The sequence below is a fragment of the Sphingomonas sp. genome (genome assembly GCF_048594985.1).
GTDB lineage: Bacteria > Pseudomonadota > Alphaproteobacteria > Sphingomonadales > Sphingomonadaceae > Sphingomonas_I.
The window spans coordinates 1-2,224 of the sequence record NZ_JBMDXG010000005.1 but is presented as its reverse complement, the minus strand read 5'-3'; the positions used below and the strand labels follow the sequence as shown (position 1 = coordinate 2,224).

At 70.2% G+C, this 2,224-nt stretch carries 4 protein-coding genes; all 4 read right to left on the bottom strand.

What is annotated here, in order from left to right; translation table 11 throughout:
- Nucleotides 1-636: tRNA pseudouridine(55) synthase TruB (truB, locus tag ACOJSF_RS00110; RefSeq protein WP_420140212.1), on the bottom strand; the 636-nt coding region annotated here is incomplete at its 3' end.
- Nucleotides 636-1,205, bottom strand: coding sequence for an HIT family protein (locus ACOJSF_RS00105; protein ID WP_420140211.1), 570 nt, complete (start codon nucleotides 1,203-1,205; stop codon nucleotides 636-638). The genes ACOJSF_RS00105 and truB, both read right to left, overlap by 1 nt.
- Nucleotides 1,202-1,735, bottom strand: a complete 534-nt coding sequence (locus ACOJSF_RS00100) for a GNAT family N-acetyltransferase (RefSeq protein WP_420140210.1) — start codon at nucleotides 1,733-1,735, stop codon at nucleotides 1,202-1,204. The genes ACOJSF_RS00105 and ACOJSF_RS00100 overlap by 4 nt, the downstream gene beginning before the upstream one ends.
- Complete coding sequence (gene rbfA, locus ACOJSF_RS00095; protein ID WP_420140213.1) at nucleotides 1,728-2,123, bottom strand: 30S ribosome-binding factor RbfA; 396 nt, start codon at nucleotides 2,121-2,123, stop codon at nucleotides 1,728-1,730. Before rbfA ends, ACOJSF_RS00100 begins: the two co-directional genes overlap by 8 nt.
- Nucleotides 2,124-2,224 lie beyond the last annotated feature (101 nt).

The window sequence follows — 2,224 nt, the reverse complement described above, 5'->3', positions numbered from 1 at the left end:
GGCCCCCCCCCCCCCCCGGGCGCATGGGTTGCCGCCCCCCCCCCCCCCCCCGCCGGGGGGGGGGCCACCCCCCGCCGGGGGGGGGGGGGGGTGGGCGGCTGGAGCAGCTTCCAGCCGGTCTCCCCCTCCACCACCGGCTTCGCCGGCGGTCCCCCTCCCCGTGCCGGGGAGGAGTTGGAGCGCATGGATGGTGACGGCGCGCGTCGCCAGCTCCACCGTCTCGCCCGCCCGGGCCAGATCGTAAGCGCGCCTGCCGTCGACCTTGAGCGCGGAAAATGCGGGCGGAACCTGTTCGATCGGTCCGGTGAAGAGCGGCAGGACGGCCTCGACCTGCGCAAGCGTCGGGCGGACCGGGCTTTCGGCGACCGTCTCGCCCTCCGCGTCTAGGGTCGCGGTCTCGACGCCGAAGCGGATGGTGAAATCATAGGCCTTGTCGGCATCGAGCATGCGGCCGGTGACCTTGGTCGCCTCCCCCAGCGCGATCGGCAGCACGCCGGTCGCCAGCGGATCGAGCGTGCCGCCATGGCCGACCTTGACCTTGCCATGCCCGGCAGTGCGCAGCGCGCGCTTGACCGCGCTCACGCCCTGCGTCGAGCCGAGCCCGAGCGGCTTGTCGAGGATCAGCCAGCCGTGCATCAGCGGGCGGGCGGCGGGGGCGGCAGGTCGTCGACGGGCTTGGCGGGGGCGATCCCGCCTTTGTCTTGATCGAGCGCGCCGCGCAGCCGCGCGGCGATCGGTTCGAGCACGTCCGCCGGCTGGCGCAGCCCGCTCTGCGGACAGCGCGCAAATCCCAGATAGCGCGGGATCACGTGCACGTGCAGGTGCGGAACCGAGGAGCCCAGCGCGTTATTCTGCTCGATCGTGAAGCCGTCCGCGCCGAGCCCGCTGACCTCGGCCCGCCCGATCCGGCGGGCAAGACGCATCACGACCTTGAGATCGCCGTCGCGCACCTCGAGCAGGTTGCGCGCCTTGCTGCGTTTCAGGATCACCAGCACATGCCCGGGCGAGGCGGGCGCATAGTCCATGAAGGCGAGCAGGCGGCGATCCTCGTAAATGACCGGCGTCGCGCGCTCGCCACGGATCACGCGCGCAAACGGATTGCGATCGTCATAAGGCCGGCCGAAGGCGACGGCGGGAGGAACCGCGCCTGCCGGCGGCAGGACCGGCGCGCAGGCGGCGAGCAGGGGCGCGATCAGCGGGATCATCGCCCCCATTCCCCGGCCAGGATAGAAAACAGCGCCGCATCGCGGACATGGCCGGTCCAGGTGACGCGCTCGGCGCGCAGCACGCCCTCACGCTGCGCACCAAGCTTGGCGAGCGCAGCCAGTGAGCGCGCGTTGCGCATGTCGACGCGGAACTCCACCCGGCGGATGCCGAAGGCGAAGGCGCGGTCGAGCAGCAGGCGCTTGACCCGGTCGTTGAGCCCGCTGCCCCGCGCCGCCGGCACGACATAGCTGTTGCCGATCTCGACCGTCTGACGTTCGGGCTGATGGCCGAGGAACGCGGTCATGCCGGTCAGCATACCATCTTGGATGATCGCGAAGGGATGGCTCGCCGGGCGCGCCAGCAGAGCATCGAACGCGGCGTCGAAGTGGGCTTTGCCCCACGACACCGGATAGAGCGACCAGATGTCCCGATCCTCGCCGCACGCATTACGCAGGGCGTCGCGATGCGCCTCAACGAGGGGGTCGAGCCGCACGTCGCCCTCGGCGAGCGGCGCGCCGAGGTCAGTCATCCTGATCCAGATCGCGTGCGACAGTGGGCGAGCGCAGCAGCGCGTCGATCCGCGCACCTTCGTCGAAGCTTTCGTCGGCCAGGAATTTCAGCTTGGCAGCGTATTTGAGGTTCACGCGCCGCGCGACCTCGCTCTGAAAATAGGCGGTGTTCGTGCGCAACGCCTTCAGCGCCTTGGCTTCGTCCGCGCCGATCAGCGGCTTAACGAAAACGGTGGCGTGCTTCAGATCGGGCGACATCCGCACCTCGGTCACCGAGACATGCGTCGCCGCCAGCACGTCATCATGCACGTCGCCGCGCATCAGGATGTCGGCCAGCACGTGGCGCACCTGTTCGCCCACGCGCAACAGGCGGACCGAGCGGCCTTCGGGGGTCTCATTGTGGCGCATCAAGCAGCCTTTCGTACAAACGTCGCCCCTGCGCAGGCAGGGGCCCATATCTGCCATCACAAGCAATGCCCGTTCGAACAGCCATGGGCCCCTGCCTGCGC

What these genes read in the sequence shown, in the direction of transcription:
- ACOJSF_RS00105 (WP_420140211.1), bottom strand. Translation starts at nt 1,205, where the DNA reads ATGATCCCGCTGATCGCGCCCCTGCTCGCCGCCTGCGCGCCGGTCCTG.
- ACOJSF_RS00100 (WP_420140210.1), bottom strand. Translation starts at nt 1,735, where the DNA reads ATGACTGACCTCGGCGCGCCGCTCGCCGAGGGCGACGTGCGGCTCGAC.
- rbfA (WP_420140213.1), bottom strand. Translation starts at nt 2,123, where the DNA reads ATGCGCCACAATGAGACCCCCGAAGGCCGCTCGGTCCGCCTGTTGCGC.